We start from the raw sequence: 17,958 nt of genomic DNA on the forward strand, positions 1-17,958 counted from the left end.
AATTAACGCATTGGGATGTTGCCGCCCTTGAAGTTTGCCTTCTTGAGCAGCGACTCATACTGTTGCGACATAACGTACGACTGCACCTGCGCCATGAAGTCCATCGTGACGACGACAATGATCAGCAGCGACGTTCCACCAAAATAAAACGGCACGTTCCAGCGCAGCACCAGGAATTCCGGCAGCAGACACACGAAGACGATGTAGATCGCACCGGCCAGCGTCAGACGCGTGAGGATGCGGTCGATATATCGTGCGGTCTGATCGCCCGGACGAATGCCCGGAACAAACGCGCCGCTCTTCTTCAGGTTGTCCGCGGTTTCCCTGCTGTTGAACACCAGTGCGGTGTAGAAGAAGCAGAAAAACACGATTGCCAGCGTGTACAGCAGCACATAGACCGGCTGACCCGGCTTCAGCGCCTCCGCGACGTTATGCAACGTGTTGGAGATCCAGCTTCCCGACGGCTGACCCGTGCTGAACCAGCCCAGAATCGTGGCCGGGAACAGGATGATCGACGACGCGAAGATCGGTGGAATCACGCCCGACATGTTCAGCTTCAGCGGCAAGTGCGACGACTGGCCACCGTAGATCTTGTTGCCGACCTGGCGCTTCGCGTAGTTCACGAGGATCTTGCGCTGACCGCGTTCGATGAACACGACCAGGTAAGTCACCGCGGCAATCAGAACGACGATGATGATCGCCGAAATGATGCTCATCGAACCCGTGCGCACCAGCTCGAACAGCCCACCGACGGCATTCGGGAACCCTGCTGCGATCCCGCCGAAGATGATGATCGAGATGCCGTTGCCCAGACCACGCTCGGTGATCTGCTCACCCAGCCACATCAGGAACATCGTGCCGGTAACCAGCGTCACGACCGTCGTCAGCCGGAACAGCATGCCGGGGTCGATCACGAGGCCCGGCTGGTTTTCCAGCGCAGCCGCGATACCGAACGCCTGGAAGGTCGCGAGCACCACGGTGAAATACCGCGTGTACTGCGTGATCTTCCGTTGCCCTGCCTGCCCTTCCTTCTTCAGCGCCTCGAGCTGCGGCGAGACGATCGCCAGCAACTGCATGATGATCGACGCCGAGATGTACGGCATGATCCCCAGCGCAAAGATCGTGAAGCGGGAAAGCGCGCCACCCGAGAACATGTTGAACATGCCCAGGATGCCGCCCGCCTGACTCTGGAACAGCTTCGCCAGTTGATCCGGATCGATGCCCGGCACGGGGATGTGCGCGCCGATGCGATAGACGATCAGCGCCAGGAGCAGGAACATCGCTCGCCGACGCAGATCGCCGAATTTCGCCGTGCTTCGACCGGGTTTTGCAAGACTCGGGCTGTTAGCCAAGTACCTTCTCCGATGAATGCAAGTAACGACGCGCTACGCGTGTCACTCGGCGAACGAACCGCCAGCCGCTTCGATCGCAGCGCGCGCACCCTTGGTGGCACCGAGACCCTTCACGACGATCTTGCGCTTCAGTTCGCCCGTCGCGATGATCTTTGCGCTCTTCGTCAGCTCGCCGACCAGGCCGGCTTGCTTCAGTGCGAGCAGATCGATTTCATCGACCGGCAGCTTCTCGAGGTCGCCCAGGCGCACTTCACCGACGAATTCCTTCGTCAGCGACGTGAAGCCGCGCTTCGGCAGACGACGTTGCAGCGGCATCTGACCGCCTTCGAAACCGACTTTGTGGAAGCCGCCCGAACGCGATTTCTGACCCTTGTGACCACGGCCAGCCGTCTTGCCGAGGCCCGAACCGATGCCGCGGCCGACGCGACGCTTGGCGTGCTTGGCGCCAGCGGCCGGCTTCAGGTTATTCAATTCCATATCAACTCCTTGATCCGTAGAGCCGCTTACGCGATGACCTTAACGAGGTACGAGACCTTGTTGATCATGCCGCGGACCGCCGGCGTGTCCTGCAGCTCGCTAACCGAGTTGAGTCGGCGCAGGCCCAGGCCACGCACGGTCGCGCGGTGCGATTCGCGGGTCCCGATCAGGCTCTTAACGAGCTGAACCTTGACAGTTTTTTCAGACATGGTGACCACCCGGGCTTAGCCCAAAATATCTTCGACGGACTTGCCGCGCTTCGCCGCGATGTCTGCCGGGGTCGACTGCTTGCGCAGACCGTCCAGCGTGGCGCGAACGAGGTTGTACGGGTTCGTCGAACCGTGGCTCTTTGCCACGACGTTCTGAACGCCCATCACGTCGAACACTGCGCGCATCGGGCCGCCGGCGATCACGCCCGTACCTGCCTTCGCCGGAGCGAGGAGGACAGCGGATGCGCCATGCTTGCCGTGCACTTCGTGCTGCAGCGTGCCGTTCTTGAGCGGCACCTTGAACATGTTGCGGCGAGCTTGTTCCATTGCCTTCTGGACAGCGACCGGCACTTCCTTCGCCTTGCCCTTGCCCATACCGATGCGGCCATCACCGTCGCCGACCACGGTCAGTGCGGCGAAGCCGAGAATACGGCCACCCTTCACGACCTTGGTCACGCGGTTGACCGAAATCATCTTTTCGCGAAGGCCGTCGTCGCGCTCGTCAGCCTGAACTTTCGCTTGCATCTTTGCCATGACGAATTCCTTCCTTAGAACTTGAGCCCAGCTTCGCGAGCTGCCTCAGCCAGCGCCTTGACGCGGCCATGGTAGCGGAAGCCCGAGCGGTCGAAGGCGACGGATTCGATGCCGGCGGCCTTTGCCTTCTCGGCAATACGCTTGCCGATCAGCGTCGCAGCATTAACGTTGCCGCCCTTGCCCGACTTGTCGGCCAGTTCGGCGCGCACTTCTGCTTCGAGCGTCGACGCGCTGGCGAGCACCTTGGTGCCGCAGGGCGAGAACACTTGAGCGTAGATGTGCGTGTTCGTGCGATGCACGGCGAGACGCGCGACCTGCAGCTCAGCGATCTTGATACGCGTCTGGCGAGCGCGGCGCAGGCGAGATTGAGTCTTATCCATGATTGCGCACCCTTACTTCTTCTTCGTTTCTTTGAGGATCACAACCTCGTCGGAATAGCGCACGCCCTTGCCCTTGTAGGGCTCCGGCGGACGGTAACCGCGGACTTCCGCAGCCACTTGACCGACTTGTTGCTTGTTGATCCCCTTGATCACGATTTCGGTTTGCGTCGGGGTTTCAGCCTTGACGCCTTCCGGCATCTGGTGCACCACCGGGTGCGAGAAACCCAGCGACAGGTTCAGCTTGTCGCCTTGCGCTTGCGCACGATAACCGACGCCAACCAGCGTCAGCTTGCGCTCGAAACCCTTGGTCACGCCGTGCACGGCATTCGCGATGATCGCGCGCATCGTGCCCGACAGTGCGTTTGCTTCGCGGCTTTCGTCGACCGGCGACAGATTCAGCGTGCCGTCGTTGTTCGCCACGTTCACGAGCGGATTGATCGCTTGCGTGATGGTGCCCAGCGGGCCCTTGACGGTGATAGCACCGTCGGCCAGCTTGACTTCCGCGCCTTGCAGCGCGATCGGGCTCTTACCTACTCGAGACATGTTTCTCTCTCCTCGGCTTTAAGCGACGTAGCAGATGACTTCGCCGCCGACGCCGGTAGCGCGCGCCTTGCGGTCGGTCATCACGCCCTTCGGCGTCGACACGATTGCCACGCCCAGGCCATTCATGACCTGCGGAATGTCGTTACGGCCGCGGTACACGCGCAGACCAGGCTTCGACACGCGCTCGAGGCGTTCGATGACCGGGCGACCTGCGTAGTACTTCAGCGCGATATTCAGTTCGGACTTCGCACCTTCCGCCTTGACGGCGAAATCGTCGATATAACCTTCGTCCTTCAGGACTTGCGCGATTGCAACCTTGACCTTCGACGAGGGCATCGCGACCGATACCTTCTCGACCATCTGCGCGTTGCGGATGCGAGTCAGCATATCGGCGATAGGATCACTCATGCTCATTTACGTTTCTCCTATTACCAGCTCGCCTTGGTCAGGCCAGGAATCTCGCCACGGAATGCGATTTCACGAATCTTGTTACGCGCGAGGCCGAATTTACGGAACGTGCCACGCGGACGGCCCGTGATCGCGCAGCGGTTACGCTGGCGGGTCGGGTTTGCGTTGCGGGGCAGTTGCTGCAGCTCAAGGCGTGCTTCGTAGCGCTCTTCTTCCGACTTGCTTTGGTCTTCGACGATCGCCTTCAGCGCTTCGCGCTTTGCTGCGAACTTCGCGACCAGGCGGGCGCGCTTCTTTTCACGTTCGATCAGTGCCAGTTTAGCCACGGTAACCTCAGTTTCTGAACGGGAACTTGAAGCTGGCGAGCAGAGCCTTTGCTTCGTCGTCGGTCTTCGCAGTCGTCGTGATGCTGATGTTCAGCCCACGCAGTGCGTCGATCTTGTCGTAGTCGATTTCGGGGAAAATGATCTGCTCTTTCACACCGATGTTGTAGTTGCCGCGGCCATCGAAAGCACGGCCCGACACACCGCGGAAGTCACGCACGCGGGGCAGGGCAACGGTCACGAAACGGTCGAGGAATTCGTACATCGCACGACCACGCAGCGTCACCATCGCGCCGATCGGGTATCCCTGGCGGATCTTGAAGCCTGCGATTGCCTTGCGAGCCTTCGTGACGACCGGCTTCTGACCAGCGATCTTCGTGAGGTCGCCAACGGCGTTCTCGATGATCTTCTTGTCAGCGATCGCTTCGCCAAGACCCATGTTCAGCGTGATCTTGGTGATGCGCGGCACTTCCATGACCGACTTGTAACCGAACTTCTCGATCAGGCCGGGCACAACCTTTTCTTTGTAAAACTCTTGAAAACGAGCCATTTTTTACTCCGCTGCGTCAGGCGCTCAGTACGGCACCGGTCGTCTTCAGGAAGCGAACCTTCTTGCCTTCCTCGACCTTGATGCCAACACGCGACGCCTTGCCATTCGCGTCGACCAGTGCGACGTTCGAAATATGCAGGGGCATCGTCTTCGCTTCCACGCCGCCCGTCGTACCCTTCATCGGGTTCGGCTTCACATGCTTCTTGACGAGGTTGATACCTTCAACCGTCACATGTTCTGCACCGACAGCCAGCACGACGCCGCGCTTGCCCTTGTCCTTGCCAGTGACGACGATAACTTCGTCACCTTTGCGAATCTTGTTCATCGCGACTCCTTACAGCACTTCCGGCGCCAGCGAAACGATCTTCATGAATCGTTCGCTACGCAGCTCACGCGTCACCGGCCCGAAGATACGGGTGCCGATCGGCTCAAGCTTGTTATTCAAAAGCACAGCGGCGTTGCCGTCGAACTTGATCAGCGAGCCGTCTTGACGGCGAACACCCTTGGCGGTGCGGACCACCACGGCGTTGTAGATTTCGCCTTTCTTCACGCGCCCGCGCGGCGTTGCTTCTTTGACGGTCACCTTGATGATGTCGCCAATGCCGGCATAACGACGCTTCGAGCCGCCGAGCACCTTGATGCACATGACTTCACGCGCACCCGTGTTGTCGGCTACTTCGAGCCGAGATTCGGTCTGGATCATGGTTTGTCTTTCCCAACTTAATCCGGATGCACCACCATGATGCATTCGGTCAGTCTTGGTCCCGTCAGCCAATCGGCTGCTTGGGTTGGAACAGCAGCGACGGCAAACGAAACCCGCCATCGCAATTCGGTGAATCTTTCGGACAGGCTGGCGCCAGTCCGCTTCCCCCACCAACTTCGCCCGCGACGGGGCTCCCATAAAGAGGGAAGACCGGGATTATAACAAATAATCCCGGTCACGCAAGCAAAAACTTTGCGATTTCAAGCACTTCTTGGCGAAGTGCCTGTTACTGCCTACTGCTCTGCCCGCTTAGATGACGCGAGCTGCTTCGACGAGGCGCGACACCGCCCAGGCCTTCGTCTTCGAAACAGGACGAGTTTCCTGGATTTCGACGAGATCGCCTTCGTTGCAGGTGTTCGCTTCATCATGCGCGTGGTACTTCTTCGAGCGCACGACATACTTGCCGTAGATCGGGTGCTTGACGCGGTGCTCGATCAGCACGGTGACGGTCTTGTCCATCTTGTTGCTGACGACCCGACCGACCAGCGTCCGCTTCAGCGAGGTTTTCACGCTATCGTTCATTTCTGGTTCGCCTTCTGAGTCATGACGGTCCGCACACGTGCGATATCGCGACGAACCTTCTTCAGCTGGCTCGTGTTCGTAAGCTGCTGGGTCGCGAGTTGCATGCGCAGGCCGAATTGCGCCTTCAGCAGGTCCGCCAGCTCCTTGTTGAGCGCGGCCTGGTCTTTCTGGAGAAGTTCGGAAGCCTTCATGTTTTCTCCTTAGGCGCCGAGCTGGCGCACGATGAACGTCGTCTTCAGCGGCAGCTTCGCTGCGGCCAGACGGAACGCTTCGCGTGCCAGTTCTTCGGTTACGCCGTCCATTTCATAGAGCATCTTGCCCGGCTGGATTTCGGCGACGTAGTACTCCGGGTTACCCTTACCGTTACCCATACGCACTTCTGCCGGCTTTTGCGAAATCGGCTTGTCCGGGAAGATCCGGATCCAGATGCGGCCGCCACGCTTGATGTGACGCGTCATTGCACGACGCGCCGCTTCAATTTGACGTGCGGTCAAACGACCGCGACCGATCGCCTTCAGACCGAATTCACCGAACGACACTGCGTTGCCGCGCGTCGCCTTGCCGGTGTTACGACCCTTCTGCTCTTTACGATACTTCCTGCGTTTCGGTTGCAGCATCGTTATTCTCCCGTCTTGCCGTCTTCGGGCTTGCCGGCGCCACGGCGCGGTGCGCCACGACGAGCACCCGGAGCGCCGCCTTCGCCGTCACGGCGCGGACGACGGTCGCCCGGACGCGCATTGCGACGCGGACGCTTGTCTTCGGCTACTTCTTCGACCACCGGCGCGTCATTGCGGCCGAGCGTGTCGCCCTTGTACACCCATACCTTGACGCCGATGATGCCGTAGGTCGTCTTCGCTTCCGAGGTCGCGTAGTCGATGTCGGCACGCAGCGTGTGAAGGGGCACGCGACCTTCGCGATACCACTCCGTACGAGCGATTTCGATACCGTTCAGACGGCCTGCGCTCATGATCTTGATGCCTTGGGCACCCAGACGCATCGCGTTCTGCATCGCACGCTTCATCGCGCGACGGAACATGATCCGGCGCTCGAGCTGTTGCGTGATCGAGTCAGCGATCAGCTGCGCATCGGTTTCCGGCTTACGGATTTCTTCGATGTTGACGTGAACCGGCACGCCCATGCGGCGTTGCAGTTCCGTCTTCAGCTGTTCGATATCCTCGCCCTTCTTGCCGATGACGACGCCCGGACGCGAGCTGTAAATCGTGATGCGCGCGTTCTTTGCCGGACGCTCGATGACGACCCGACCGACCGAAGCGTTCTTCAGCTTCTTCTTCAGGTATTCACGAACACCGATGTCTTCCTGCAGCATCGCCGCGAAATTGTTGTTGTTCGCGTACCAACGCGAAGCCCAATTGCGGCTGACAGCCAGGCGGAAGCCAGTCGGATGAATTTTCTGTCCCATCGTATGGCTCCTTAATTCCCGACCGTCACAGTGATGTGACAGGATTGCTTCTCGATGCGGTTACCGCGGCCCTTGGCGCGCGCGGTGAAACGCTTGAGCGATGCAGCCTTGTCGACGTAGATGCTCTTGATCTTGAGCTCGTCGATATCAGCGCCTTCGTTGTGCTCCGCATTCGCGATTGCCGACAGCACAACCTTCTTCACGATGCCAGCCGCCTTCTTCGGCGAGAACGTCAGAACGTTCAGCGCCTTGTCGACCGGCAAACCGCGGATCTGGTCAGCCACAAGGCGCGTTTTTTGCGCCGAGATGCGGGCACCGCGATGAATTGCTTTCACTTCCATCTTGATTGCCCCTTATTTCTTGGCCTTCTTGTCGGCCGCGTGACCCTTGAACGTACGGGTCAGTGCGAACTCGCCAAGCTTGTGGCCGACCATGTTTTCCGAGATGTACACCGGAACGTGTTGACGGCCGTTGTGAACAGCGATCGTCAGGCCGATGAAATCCGGCAGAATCGTCGAGCGACGCGACCAGGTCTTGATCGGCTTTTTGTCGCGCGAAGCTGCAGCCGCCTCAACTTTCTTCAGCAAATGGGCGTCGCAGAACGGACCTTTTTTTACAGAACGTGCCATTGCCTACTCCTTAACGCTTGTGACGGCGCTGGACGATCATCGTCGTCGTGCGCTTGTTGCTGCGGGTGCGGTAACCCTTAGCCGGCGTACCCCACGGGCTCACCGGGTCGCGACCTGCAGCCGTCTTGCCCTCACCACCACCGTGCGGGTGATCAACCGGGTTCATCGCAACGCCACGCACCGTCGGGCGGATACCACGCCAGCGGTTCGCGCCAGCCTTGCCGATTTGGCGCAGGCTATGCTCTTCGTTGCCGACTTCACCGATCGTTGCACGGCACTCGATGTGCACGCGGCGGATTTCGCCCGAACGCAGACGAACCTGCGCGTAGACGCCTTCACGTGCCAGCAGCATGGCCGACGTGCCAGCCGAACGCGCCATTTGCGCGCCCTTGCCCGGCAGCATCTCGATGCAGTGGATCGTCGTACCGACCGGAATGTTGCGGATCGGCAGCGTGTTGCCTGCACGGATCGGCGCTTCCGAACCCGACATCAGCTGTTGGCCGACGGTCAGGCCCTTCGGGGCGATGATGTAGCGACGCTCGCCGTCTGCGTAGAGCACCAGCGCGATGTTCGCGCTACGGTTCGGGTCGTACTCGAGACGCTCGACCTTTGCCGGGATGCCGTCCTTCGTGCGACGGAAATCGACGATACGGTAATGCTGCTTGTGACCACCACCCTTGTGACGCGTGGTGATACGGCCGTTGTTGTTACGGCCGGCGGTCGAGCTCTGCGAGTCGAGCAGTGCCGCGAACGGCTTGCCCTGGTGCAGATTCTTGTTGACCACCTTGACCATCGCGCGGCGACCCGGCGAAGTCGGTTTAACTTTCACGATTGCCATGATTACTTGGCCTCCGCTTCAAAGTTGATTTCCTGGCCGGGCTTCAGGCAAACGTACGCCTTCTTCACGTCCTTACGGCGGCCCATCGAACGGCCGAAGCGCTTTTGCTTGCCCTTCTGAACCAGCACGTTGACCGAATCAACTTCAACCTTGAACAGCAGCTCGACAGCCGCCTTCACTTCCTGCTTCGTGGCATCCGGTGCGACTTCGAACACGACTTGCTCGTTCTTGTCGGCAACCAGCGTCGCCTTTTCCGAGATCACCGGTGCGAGCAGGACCTGCATCAAACGATGATCGTTCTTGCGAATCTCGCTCATGACAGCAACTCCTCGATCTGGGCGACCGCAGCCTTCGTGACCAGCACTTTCTTGAAGTAGATCAGCGACAGCGGGTCAGCGTAGCGCGGCTCGACAATCGCCACGTGCGGCAGGTTGCGCGAAGCCAGGTACAGGTTCTCGTCGACCGTGTCCGTAATGATCAGCACGGAGTCGAGACCCATGGTCTTGAATTTGTCAGCCAGCAGCTTGGTCTTCGGCGCTTCGAGGATGATGTCCTCGACGACCGACAGGCGGCCTTCACGGGCCAGCTGCGAGAAGATCGAGCAGAGACCTGCGCGATGCATCTTCTTGTTGACCTTGTGCGAGAAGTTCTCTTCCGGCGAGTTCGGGAAGATGCGACCACCGCCACGCCACAGCGGGCTCGACGACATACCGGCACGAGCGCGGCCCGTACCCTTCTGACGCCACGGCTTCTTGGTGGTGTGCTTGACTTGCTCACGGTCCTTCTGTGCGCGGTTACCCTGGCGAGCATTCGCCTGGTACGCGACGACGACCTGGTGGATCAGCGCTTCGTTGTAGTCACGACCGAACACGACGTCCGACGCGTTGACCACTGCACCTTCCTGACCATTTTCGTTCAGGAGCTTGAGTTCCATTATTTCGCCCCCTTGGTCTTGACGGCCGGCGTCACGAAAACCTTGCCGCCCTTCGCGCCCGGAATCGCACCCTTGACGAGCAGCAGCTTGCGCTCTGCATCGATACGAGCGATTTCGAGGTTCTGCACCGTCACCGTAACGTCACCGAGGTGACCCGTCATGCGCTTACCCGGGAAAACGCGACCCGGATCCTGCGCCATACCGATCGAGCCCGGCACGTTGTGCGAGCGCGAGTTACCGTGGGTAGCACGGCCGGAGGAGAAGTTGTAACGCTTGATCGTACCGGCGTAGCCCTTACCGATCGACACGCCTTGCACGTCGACCTTCTGGCCCACTTCGAAAAGATCAGCACCGACCACGGCGCCATTCGACAGCTCAGCTGCCTTGGCCGCGTCAATGCGGAATTCCTTGAGGATTTCACCGGCTTCGACACCGGCTTTGGCGAGATGACCTGCCAGCGGCTTCGTCACGCGCGATGCGCGGCGGGAGCCGAATGCAACCTGCACGGCCGTGTAGCCGTCGGTTTCAACAGTCTTGATCTGCGTCACGCGGTTGTCCGACACGTCCAGCACGGTGACGGGAATCGAATCCCCTTCAGCCGTGAAGATACGGGTCATGCCAACCTTGCGACCTACGAGTCCAAGGCTCATCATTTTCTCCATTCCCGACTGCGATTGGTCGGGGCTGATTTACAAAATGCCGGGCACGCAAGGCCCAACTTTTTTACGCGAATACGCGAAAAGCCAAGCAGTATAGCCCGACTCATCGATTTCCGCAAGCAATACAAAGACTTAGCACCGCCCGGCACGCCGGATGGCGCCGAAAGCCTTACTGCAGCTTGATTTCCACGTCGACGCCAGCCGGCAGGTCGAGCTTCATCAGCGCGTCAACCGTCTTGTCGGTCGGATCGACGATGTCCATCAGGCGCTGGTGGGTACGGATTTCGAGCTGATCGCGCGACGTCTTGTTGACGTGCGGCGAACGCAGGATGTCAAAACGCTGAATGCGCGTCGGCAGCGGCACCGGGCCACGGACGATTGCGCCAGTCCGCTTCGCGGTATCGACGATTTCGGCAGCCGATTGATCGATCAGACGATAGTCGAAAGCCTTCAGGCGAATGCGGATTTTCTGTTGCTGCATGACGATTCCTTGAAAAGAGCGAGGCGATGTTGCATCGCCGGACACTAAAAGAACGCGAAACCTGTTACCTGCGGGGAGCGAGGCGCCAGCTTCCGAACGGTACTTCCACTGCTAAGCCCGCGATTCTACACGAAAAATCGGAATGGTGGTGTGCGTTTGTCAAGACGGCAACGCGCACGCCACAAAGACAAAACCGGGTCCCAGATCAAACTGGACACCCGGTTTCGACGGTACGACTGCCTACCGCGGAATCGCGGACCCCGGAGGGATCCGCGGATCGTCGATGTTACTCGATGATCTTGGCGACGACGCCGGCGCCGACGGTACGGCCGCCTTCGCGGATTGCGAAGCGCAGACCTTCTTCCATCGCGATCGGAGCGATCAGCTTCACCGTGATCGACACGTTGTCGCCCGGCATCACCATTTCCTTGTCCTTCGGCAGCTCGATCGAGCCCGTCACGTCCGTCGTACGGAAGTAGAACTGCGGACGGTAGTTGTTGAAGAACGGCGTGTGACGGCCGCCTTCGTCCTTGCTCAGCACGTACACTTCAGCCGTGAAGTGCGTGTGCGGCGTGATCGAACCCGGCTTCGCCAGAACCTGGCCACGCTCCACGTCTTCACGCTTCGTGCCGCGCAGCAGGATACCGACGTTGTCGCCTGCCTGACCTTGGTCCAGCAGCTTGCGGAACATTTCAACGCCCGTGCAGGTCGTCTTCACCGTCGGCTTGATACCGACGATTTCGATTTCCTCGCCGACCTTCACGATGCCGCGCTCGACACGACCCGTCACCACCGTACCGCGGCCCGAGATCGAGAACACGTCTTCCACCGGCATCAGGAACGCGCCGTCAACTGCACGCTCCGGCGTCGGGATGTACGTGTCCAGTGCGTCTGCCAGGCTCATGATCGCCACTTCGCCCAGCTCGCCCGTGTCGCCTTCCAGCGCCAGCTTCGCCGAGCCCTTCACGATCGGCGTGTCGTCGCCCGGGAAGTCGTACTTCGACAGCAGTTCGCGAACTTCCATCTCGACCAGCTCGAGCAGTTCAGCGTCGTCCACCATGTCGCACTTGTTCAGGAACACGATGATGTACGGAACGCCAACCTGACGCGCCAGCAGGATGTGCTCACGCGTTTGCGGCATCGGGCCGTCTGCTGCCGAGCAAACCAGGATCGCGCCGTCCATCTGCGCTGCGCCCGTGATCATGTTCTTCACATAGTCAGCGTGGCCCGGGCAGTCGACGTGTGCGTAGTGGCGGTTTGCCGTTTCGTACTCGACGTGTGCCGTGTTGATCGTGATGCCGCGCGCCTTTTCTTCCGGCGCCGCGTCGATCTGGTCGTAGGCCTTCGCTTCGCCGCCGAACTTCTTCGTCAGAACCGTCGTGATCGCTGCCGTCAGCGTCGTCTTGCCGTGGTCAACGTGACCAATCGTACCAACGTTGACGTGCGGCTTGGTCCGCTCAAACTTTTCTTTTGCCATGATTCTCTTCTTTCAAAAAATATCGGTTGGTAGCTTCAGATTTACTTCGACTTCGCGCTGATGATCGCTTCAGCAACGTTGCGCGGAGCTTCAGCGTAGTGCTTGAACTCCATCGTGTACGTTGCACGACCTTGCGTCAGCGAACGCAGCGACGTCGAGTAACCGAACATTTCCGACAGCGGCACTTCGGCGCGAACGATCTTGCCGCCGCCAACCATGTCTTCCATGCCCTGGACGATACCGCGACGGCCCGACAGGTCGCCCATCACGTTGCCCATGTAGTCTTCCGGCGTCTCGACTTCGACAGCCATCATCGGCTCGAGGACGACCGGGTTCGCCTTGCGCATCGCTTCCTTGAACGCCATCGAACCGGCCATGCGGAACGCGTTTTCGTTCGAGTCAACGTCGTGGTACGAACCGAACGTCAGGTGAACCTTCACGTCGACGACCGGGAAGCCAGCCAGCACGCCCGACTTCAGCGTGTCCTGGATACCCTTGTCGACCGCCGGGATGTATTCACGCGGAATCACACCACCCTTGATCTCGTCGAAGAACTCGTAGCCCTTGCCCTGTTCGTTCGGCTCGAGCGTGATGACCGCGTGACCGTACTGGCCGCGACCACCCGACTGCTTGACGAACTTGCCGTCGACGTCCTTCGCCGTCGAACGGATCGTTTCGCGGTATGCAACCTGCGGCTTGCCGACGGTCGCTTCCACGCCGAATTCACGCTTCATCCGGTCGACCAGAATTTCGAGGTGGAGCTCGCCCATGCCCGAAATGATGGTCTGGCCCGATTCTTCGTCGGTCTGCACGCGGAACGACGGGTCTTCCTGCGCCAGACGGTTCAGCGCGAGGCCCATCTTTTCCTGGTCAGCCTTGGTCTTCGGCTCGACAGCCTGCGAAATCACCGGCTCCGGGAACACCATGCGCTCGAGAACGATCGGGTTCGCCGGGTCGCACAGCGTGTCGCCCGTGGTCGCTTCCTTCAGGCCGACCGCAGCAGCGATGTCGCCTGCACGGACTTCCTTGATTTCTTCACGCTGGTTCGCGTGCATCTGCAGAATACGGCCGAGGCGTTCCTTCTTGCCCTTGGTCGAGTTCAGCAGCGTGTCGCCCGAGTTGACGACGCCCGAGTACACACGGAAGAAGATCAGTTGGCCGACGAACGGGTCGGTCATGATCTTGAACGCGAGCGACGAGAACTTCTCGTCGTCCGACGCCTTGCGCTCTGCTTCTTCACCGTTTTCGAGCTCGCCCTTGACCGGCGGGATGTCGACCGGCGACGGCAGGAAGTCGATCACGGCGTCGAGCATACGCTGCACGCCCTTGTTCTTGAACGCGGTACCGCACAGCATCGGCTGGATTTCGCACGCGATCGTACGGTCACGCAGCGCCTTGACGATGTCGGCTTCCGGCAGATCGCCTTCTTCCAGGTACTTGTTCATCAGGTCTTCGCTGGCTTCGGCAGCCACTTCGACCATCTTTTCGCGCCATTCCTTGCAGGTCTCGGCGAGCTCGGCCGGGATGTCGACGTAGTCGAACTTCGTGCCTTGCGACGCTTCGTCCCAAATGATCGCCTTCATCTTGATCAGGTCGACCACGCCCTTGAAGTTTTCTTCCGAGCCGATCGGCACCACGACCGGAACCGGGTTCGCCTTCAGGCGCAGACGGAGCTGGTCGTAGACCTTGAAGAAGTTCGCGCCGGTACGGTCCATCTTGTTGACGAACGCGAGACGGGGCACCTTGTACTTGTTAGCCTGGCGCCACACCGTTTCCGACTGCGGCTGCACGCCGCCCACTGCGCAGTACACCATGCACGCGCCGTCGAGCACGCGCATCGAACGCTCCACTTCGATCGTGAAGTCGACGTGGCCCGGGGTGTCGATGATGTTGATGCGGTGTTCCGGATAGTTGCCGCCCATGCCCTTCCAGAAGGCCGTGGTAGCAGCGGACGTGATCGTGATGCCACGCTCCTGTTCCTGCTCCATCCAGTCCATCGTTGCTGCGCCGTCGTGGACTTCACCGATCTTGTGGTTCACACCGGTGTAAAACAGAATGCGCTCGGTCGTCGTCGTCTTGCCGGCGTCGATGTGAGCGCTAATACCGATATTGCGGTAGCGCTCGATAGGAGTCTTGCGAGCCACTTTGATCCTCTACTGGGATAACACGATGCAGCCCTGCTGCATCATGCTTCAACACAAACGGGCGAGGCGCCTGAAAAGCGCACCCGCCCGGAATTTATTTCCGCAAACAGCCCAGCCAGGCGCTTAGAAACGGAAATGCGAGAACGCGCGGTTGGCTTCTGCCATGCGGTGAACTTCATCGCGCTTCTTCATCGCGCCGCCACGGCCTTCGGCCGCTTCGGTGAGTTCGCCTGCCAGACGCAGAGCCATCGACTTCTCGCTACGCTTCTTCGCAGCCTCACGCAGCCAGCGCATCGCCAATGCCATACGACGCGACGGGCGCACTTCGACCGGAACCTGATAGTTGGCACCACCAACGCGACGGCTCTTCACTTCGACCACCGGCTTCACGTTGTTGAGCGCAACGGTGAACACTTCCAGCGGGTCCTTGCCACCCTTGGTCTGGATTTGTTCGAATGCGCCATAAACGATGCGCTCTGCGACCGACTTCTTGCCGGACAGCATCAGCATGTTCATGAACTTGGCTACATCAACGTTGCCGAACTTCGGATCCGGCAACACTTCCCGCTTGGGGACTTCGCGACGACGCGGCATGATTCTTCCTTTACCTGTTCAGTTGGAGCTGCATCCAGCCCCGCGGTCACCAACAAACCCGATCACATCTTCACGACTAACCAGCTTGGCCGGGTGACCACTTACTCGACAGCACCGGCAATCCGGCACTCCCGCCTTGACCGCCCTGCGGCGATCCCTGATCAAAAACTGCTTACTTGGCAGCCTTTGCACGCTTTGCGCCGTACTTCGAGCGCGCTTGCTTACGGTCCTTGACGCCCTGGGTATCCAGCGAGCCGCGAACCATGTGGTAACGCACACCCGGCAAGTCCTTCACACGGCCGCCGCGGATCAGCACAACCGAGTGTTCCTGCAGGTTGTGGCCTTCACCGCCGATGTACGAAATCACTTCGAAGCCGTTCGTCAGACGAACCTTGGCGACCTTACGGAGTGCCGAGTTCGGCTTCTTCGGCGTCGTCGTGTACACACGGGTGCACACGCCGCGACGCTGGGGGCAGTCCTGCAGGGCCGGGCTCTTGCTCTTCGTCGTTTCCGACTGACGGCCTTTGCGAACCAGTTGGTTGATGGTTGGCATTGTTTATTCCTGAAATTGAACAAAATCTGCACATCGATTTCGGGCAAAGCGAGAATCGACGCACAGTTGACTTCCGAACCGGCGATACGGACACGAACCTTCGAACGCGACTCGGCCCACCGAATACCGGAACCCAGTATGATATTCCGGAAATGCCAACTAAGTCAACGGCTTGCGTGATTTGCCAGCCGCGCGGGCGGTTTACCGGAAGGGTCTGAACACCTGTGTCAGGCCGATTCGACGACGTCGATGATCTCGTCGCCGAAGCGTTCCAGCTTGCGCACACCCATGCCGGGGATATGGCGCAGGTCGTCGATCGTCTCCGGCGCGTTGCGCGCGATTTCGGCCAGCGTCGCGTCGTGGAAAATCACGTAGGCCGGCACGCCGTCGGACTTCGCGGTTTCCGCGCGCCACGCGCGCAGCGCATCCCAGCGTGCGCGCTCGCGCGTGCCCATGCCGGCCGTCGGGTCGACCCGCGTGCCGCTGCGGCTCGACGACTGGCGCGTGCGCTGCGGCTTCACGTAGCGGCGCAGCGTGACCTTCTCTTCGTTCTTCAGCACCGGCTTCGCGGCCTCGGTCAGCATCAGCGCGCCGAAGCCGCCATGGTCGACCGCCAGATAGCCGTACGCCACGAGCTGCCGGAAAATCGCGCGCCACTCGGGCTCGGACAGCGACGCGCCGATCCCGAACGTACTGAGCTGGTCGTGGCCGCGCTGCAACACCTTCTCGGTGCGGCCGCCGCGCAGGATCTCGATCAGATGGCTCGAACCGAAATTGAAGCCGCTCGCGCGCTGCGCGCGGAATACGCACGACAGCGCCATCTGCGCCTCGCGCGTCGCGTCCCACGAATCAGGCGGCTCGAGGCATGTGTCGCAGTTTCCGCACGGTTGGCTCGCCTCGCCGAAGTAGTTCAGAAGCCGCACACGCCGGCACGAGATCGTCTCGCACAGCCCGAGCAGCGCATCGAGCTTCGACGTCTGCACGCGCTTGTGCGCGTCGTCCGCATCGGACTCGTCGATCATCTTGCGCTGCTGGACGACGTCGCCGAGCCCATACGCCATCCACGCGTTCGCCGGCATCCCGTCGCGGCCCGCACGGCCGGTTTCCTGGTAGTAGCCTTCGACGCTCTTCGGCAAATCGAGATGGGCGACGAAGCGCACGTCCGGCTTGTCGATGCCCATGCCGAACGCGATGGTCGCGCACATCACGATGCCTTCCTCGCGCTGGAACATTTCCTGGTGCTTCTGTCGCACCTCGAACTCCATCCCCGCGTGGTACGGCAGCGCGCGCACGCCCTGTGCCTTCAGCCATTCGGCCGTTTCCTCGACCTTGCGGCGCGACAGGCAGTAGACGACGCCTGCGTCGGTCGTACCGTCCGCGTTCGTGTGCTCCGCGCGGATGAAGTCGAGCAGCTGCGCGCGCGCGTTGTCCTTCTCGACGATCCGGTAGCGGATGTTCGGCCGGTCGAAGCTCGACACGAACACGCGCGCATCGTCGAGCGCGAGGCGATGGATGATCTCGTCTCGCGTGATCGCGTCGGCGGTGGCCGTCAGCGCGATGCGCGGCACCGACGGGAAACGCTCGTGCAGCACCGACAGCTGGATGTATTCGGGACGGAAGTCATGCCCCCACTGCGACACGCAGTGCGCCTCGTCGATCGCGAACAGGCCGATCTTCGCGCGCTCGAGCAGGTCCAGGAAACGCCCGGTCATCAAACGCTCCGGCGCGACGTACAGCAGGTCGATCTCGCCCTCGCGCAGCGCGCGCTCGGTCGCCGCGGCCTCCGCGCCCGACAGCGTCGAGTTCAGGTAGGCCGCGCGCACGCCGACTTCGCTGAGCGCGGCGACCTGGTCCTGCATCAGCGCGATCAGCGGCGATACCACGATGCCGGCGCCCTGCCCGGCTTCGCGACGCAGCAGCGCCGGAATCTGGTAGCACAGCGACTTGCCGCCGCCCGTCGGCATCAGCACGAGGCAATCGCCGCCGCCGGCGACATGTTCGACGATCTCGCCCTGTTGGCCGCGAAATGCGGAATAACCAAAGACTTCGTCGAGAATTTCGAGGGCGCGGGACATGAATGATGAGAACGAGGACGGCGGACGATGACCGCGATTTTAACAACCCGCTCGCGCAGCGCGCGGCGAATCGTGCACCGTTGGCCAATCGAC

General features: G+C 60.7%; 27 protein-coding genes. All 27 read right to left on the reverse strand.

All coding sequences use genetic code 11. From position 1 onward, the window contains the following. Nucleotides 1-2 precede the first annotated feature (2 nt). Nucleotides 3-1,352 (reverse strand): preprotein translocase subunit SecY, encoded by a 1,350-nt coding sequence (gene secY, locus HWX25_RS10655; protein WP_006400642.1) that lies wholly within the window; start codon nt 1,350-1,352, stop codon nt 3-5. Nucleotides 1,353-1,394: 42 nt separating this feature from the next. Next, nucleotides 1,395-1,829 carry a 50S ribosomal protein L15 gene (gene rplO / locus HWX25_RS10660; protein WP_006482880.1) on the reverse strand — a complete coding sequence of 145 codons (435 nt, stop codon included), beginning with the start codon at nt 1,827-1,829 and terminating at the stop codon, nt 1,395-1,397. Between the two features lie 26 nt (nt 1,830-1,855). After that, nucleotides 1,856-2,038 carry a 50S ribosomal protein L30 gene (rpmD, locus tag HWX25_RS10665; protein WP_006400644.1) on the reverse strand — a complete coding sequence of 61 codons (183 nt, stop codon included), beginning with the start codon at nt 2,036-2,038 and terminating at the stop codon, nt 1,856-1,858. A 15-nt stretch (nt 2,039-2,053) separates the two neighbouring features. Further along, the gene (rpsE, locus tag HWX25_RS10670) at nt 2,054-2,572 is read right to left on the reverse strand and encodes a 30S ribosomal protein S5 (protein WP_006752931.1); all 519 of its coding nucleotides are present in this window, start codon (nt 2,570-2,572) and stop codon (nt 2,054-2,056) included. 14 nt (nt 2,573-2,586) lie between these two features. After that, nucleotides 2,587-2,952, reverse strand: coding sequence for a 50S ribosomal protein L18 (gene rplR, locus HWX25_RS10675; RefSeq protein ID WP_006477183.1), 366 nt, complete (start codon nt 2,950-2,952; stop codon nt 2,587-2,589). Between the two features lie 12 nt (nt 2,953-2,964). Further along, complete coding sequence (gene rplF, locus HWX25_RS10680) at nt 2,965-3,495, reverse strand: 50S ribosomal protein L6 (RefSeq protein WP_006758786.1); 531 nt, start codon at nt 3,493-3,495, stop codon at nt 2,965-2,967. A gap of 18 nt (nt 3,496-3,513) precedes the next feature. Next, complete coding sequence (rpsH, locus tag HWX25_RS10685; protein ID WP_006477185.1) at nt 3,514-3,909, reverse strand: 30S ribosomal protein S8; 396 nt, start codon at nt 3,907-3,909, stop codon at nt 3,514-3,516. 14 nt (nt 3,910-3,923) lie between these two features. Then, nucleotides 3,924-4,229 carry a 30S ribosomal protein S14 gene (gene rpsN / locus HWX25_RS10690; protein WP_006482884.1) on the reverse strand — a complete coding sequence of 102 codons (306 nt, stop codon included), beginning with the start codon at nt 4,227-4,229 and terminating at the stop codon, nt 3,924-3,926. 7 nt (nt 4,230-4,236) lie between these two features. Further along, nucleotides 4,237-4,776, reverse strand: coding sequence for a 50S ribosomal protein L5 (rplE, locus tag HWX25_RS10695; RefSeq protein ID WP_006482882.1), 540 nt, complete (start codon nt 4,774-4,776; stop codon nt 4,237-4,239). Nucleotides 4,777-4,792: 16 nt separating this feature from the next. Beyond that, entirely contained in the window at nt 4,793-5,101 is a 309-nt protein-coding gene (gene rplX / locus HWX25_RS10700; protein ID WP_006477187.1) for a 50S ribosomal protein L24, read from the reverse strand. A 9-nt stretch (nt 5,102-5,110) separates the two neighbouring features. Further along, a complete protein-coding gene (gene rplN / locus HWX25_RS10705; RefSeq protein ID WP_006752929.1) occupies nt 5,111-5,479 on the reverse strand; it encodes a 50S ribosomal protein L14 in 369 nt (122 codons plus the stop codon). A gap of 309 nt (nt 5,480-5,788) precedes the next feature. Continuing rightward, nucleotides 5,789-6,061: a 30S ribosomal protein S17 gene (gene rpsQ, locus HWX25_RS10710; RefSeq protein WP_047899582.1), complete on the reverse strand. Its 273-nt coding sequence runs from the start codon at nt 6,059-6,061 to the stop codon at nt 5,789-5,791. Continuing rightward, nucleotides 6,058-6,252: a 50S ribosomal protein L29 gene (rpmC, locus tag HWX25_RS10715; RefSeq protein ID WP_006400652.1), complete on the reverse strand. Its 195-nt coding sequence runs from the start codon at nt 6,250-6,252 to the stop codon at nt 6,058-6,060. Before rpmC ends, rpsQ begins: the two co-directional genes overlap by 4 nt. 9 nt (nt 6,253-6,261) lie before the next feature. After that, on the reverse strand, nt 6,262-6,678 hold the full coding sequence (gene rplP / locus HWX25_RS10720) for a 50S ribosomal protein L16 (protein ID WP_059468475.1): 417 nt from the start codon (nt 6,676-6,678) through the stop codon (nt 6,262-6,264). Nucleotides 6,679-6,680: 2 nt separating this feature from the next. Then, entirely contained in the window at nt 6,681-7,481 is an 801-nt protein-coding gene (gene rpsC, locus HWX25_RS10725; RefSeq protein WP_006482899.1) for a 30S ribosomal protein S3, read from the reverse strand. An 11-nt stretch (nt 7,482-7,492) separates the two neighbouring features. Continuing rightward, nucleotides 7,493-7,822 (reverse strand): 50S ribosomal protein L22, encoded by a 330-nt coding sequence (gene rplV / locus HWX25_RS10730; RefSeq protein WP_004199272.1) that lies wholly within the window; start codon nt 7,820-7,822, stop codon nt 7,493-7,495. Nucleotides 7,823-7,834: 12 nt separating this feature from the next. Beyond that, the gene (gene rpsS / locus HWX25_RS10735; RefSeq protein ID WP_004199273.1) at nt 7,835-8,110 is read right to left on the reverse strand and encodes a 30S ribosomal protein S19; all 276 of its coding nucleotides are present in this window, start codon (nt 8,108-8,110) and stop codon (nt 7,835-7,837) included. A 10-nt stretch (nt 8,111-8,120) separates the two neighbouring features. Further along, entirely contained in the window at nt 8,121-8,948 is an 828-nt protein-coding gene (gene rplB / locus HWX25_RS10740; RefSeq protein WP_006482900.1) for a 50S ribosomal protein L2, read from the reverse strand. Between the two features lie 2 nt (nt 8,949-8,950). After that, complete coding sequence (gene rplW, locus HWX25_RS10745; RefSeq protein ID WP_004199275.1) at nt 8,951-9,265, reverse strand: 50S ribosomal protein L23; 315 nt, start codon at nt 9,263-9,265, stop codon at nt 8,951-8,953. Beyond that, the gene (gene rplD / locus HWX25_RS10750; RefSeq protein WP_006477192.1) at nt 9,262-9,882 is read right to left on the reverse strand and encodes a 50S ribosomal protein L4; all 621 of its coding nucleotides are present in this window, start codon (nt 9,880-9,882) and stop codon (nt 9,262-9,264) included. The genes rplW and rplD overlap by 4 nt, the downstream gene beginning before the upstream one ends. Next, a complete protein-coding gene (gene rplC / locus HWX25_RS10755; RefSeq protein ID WP_006752926.1) occupies nt 9,882-10,532 on the reverse strand; it encodes a 50S ribosomal protein L3 in 651 nt (216 codons plus the stop codon). Before rplC ends, rplD begins: the two co-directional genes overlap by 1 nt. Nucleotides 10,533-10,710: 178 nt before the next feature. Beyond that, nucleotides 10,711-11,022 (reverse strand): 30S ribosomal protein S10, encoded by a 312-nt coding sequence (gene rpsJ, locus HWX25_RS10760; protein ID WP_004199280.1) that lies wholly within the window; start codon nt 11,020-11,022, stop codon nt 10,711-10,713. Between the two features lie 286 nt (nt 11,023-11,308). Further along, the gene (gene tuf, locus HWX25_RS10765; RefSeq protein WP_006482910.1) at nt 11,309-12,499 is read right to left on the reverse strand and encodes an elongation factor Tu; all 1,191 of its coding nucleotides are present in this window, start codon (nt 12,497-12,499) and stop codon (nt 11,309-11,311) included. Between the two features lie 41 nt (nt 12,500-12,540). Then, nucleotides 12,541-14,643: an elongation factor G gene (gene fusA / locus HWX25_RS10770; RefSeq protein ID WP_059535572.1), complete on the reverse strand. Its 2,103-nt coding sequence runs from the start codon at nt 14,641-14,643 to the stop codon at nt 12,541-12,543. Between the two features lie 123 nt (nt 14,644-14,766). Then, nucleotides 14,767-15,237, reverse strand: a complete 471-nt coding sequence (gene rpsG, locus HWX25_RS10775) for a 30S ribosomal protein S7 (RefSeq protein ID WP_034209730.1) — start codon at nt 15,235-15,237, stop codon at nt 14,767-14,769. A 172-nt stretch (nt 15,238-15,409) separates the two neighbouring features. Continuing rightward, complete coding sequence (gene rpsL, locus HWX25_RS10780) at nt 15,410-15,790, reverse strand: 30S ribosomal protein S12 (RefSeq protein ID WP_006400662.1); 381 nt, start codon at nt 15,788-15,790, stop codon at nt 15,410-15,412. A gap of 227 nt (nt 15,791-16,017) precedes the next feature. Next, a complete protein-coding gene (gene recQ / locus HWX25_RS10785) occupies nt 16,018-17,865 on the reverse strand; it encodes a DNA helicase RecQ (protein ID WP_059535570.1) in 1,848 nt (615 codons plus the stop codon). Nucleotides 17,866-17,958 lie beyond the last annotated feature (93 nt).

It is taken from the genome of Burkholderia sp. BCC1640 (assembly GCF_902833125.1).
Lineage (GTDB): Bacteria > Pseudomonadota > Gammaproteobacteria > Burkholderiales > Burkholderiaceae > Burkholderia > Burkholderia diffusa.